The following is a 1,097-nucleotide window of genomic DNA, read 5'->3' as shown; positions in this document are numbered from 1 at the left end:
TTTTACTCCATTTGTGAGCCAGAATTCCAAGCAAGGCCTGAACCAGAAAACGAGCTAGAGCTGTTGCGTTGGGCAGTTTTACGAAATAGAGGAAAACCAGATGAGTTGACACTAGAGACAATAGGTCTAGCCCTTGAAGGCGGGCTTTCGGATTTATCGCGAGAATTTCTAACTTCTCCAGAAATTCAAGTTTCCTACAATGTTATAGAGCTTCGACAACTTCTCACTAGTGCCATGCGCAGTGGGCAAAGGGATATAATGACAGCTTATGACAATTTTATGGCTGATTGTAAAAAATTAAACTCAGCGAATGAATCTATTGTTGATCTTGTCGAGGAATCACAGGATATATATAGTCTCTTAAAGTTTGCTGCCTTGGAAGGCATTATTCCTATTTTCAACCAACTCGCTAATCGCTTACAGCAAGAAATCACTCAAAAAGAACAAGAATTAAATGAAACGCAAACCTCTTTCTCAAAGGAAAAAATTGCAAAGCTCAGTGCAAACTTAAAAAGAGCAAAAACCAAATTTGAAGATGCAATGGCAAGCGCTATGCGTTCGGCTGCCGAGCATGGCCATATTGACCTGATAAAATATGCCTTAAAAAAACAATTTATTAGCATTAACCAAAAATGTGAGTATACAACTCTATTAGCTCAAGCAACTGAATCTAGGCAAGATAATCTGATGCAGTTTTTATTAGATAACGGAGCAGATCCTGAGGAAGGACTTTATATAATCCTAATCAGGATAGTAAACAGTTCTTACAACTCAATACTCAAACATATACTCAAGCCTGGGGTCTTTACCCTTTTGAAGGCCATTGAGAAACGGGGGGAACTAAAAAGCATCAAACTGATACAACAATGCTCAGTCAACGGCAGATTAGATCTACTAGTACGGTTGTTTGATTTAGATCAAGGAAGGCTCATTAAACCGGATACCATTCAAAAACTTCTTAGCAAAGATTGCCCTGTGAAGTGTAGAAATTTTTTACAAAAAAAATTAGCACAAGCGCAATCAGCAATAGCCCTAAAAGCATCTGCCGAAGAACAGCCCAATGATTCAAGCTCCGATGAGGCGGAGGATTTCTTTAG

Annotated in this window: 1 protein-coding gene; it reads left to right on the top strand. The window is 38.8% G+C overall.

Going from position 1 to position 1,097, the window contains the following annotated elements; translation table 11 throughout:
• Nucleotides 1-1,097 (top strand): ankyrin repeat domain-containing protein (locus Lnau_RS16670; RefSeq protein ID WP_193786805.1); only part of this gene is annotated, 1,097 nt, incomplete at both ends.

The organism is Legionella nautarum, from assembly GCF_001467895.1.
Taxonomy (GTDB): Bacteria; Pseudomonadota; Gammaproteobacteria; order Legionellales; family Legionellaceae; genus Tatlockia; species Tatlockia nautarum.
This window is presented reverse-complemented; position numbering and strand designations above follow the sequence as displayed.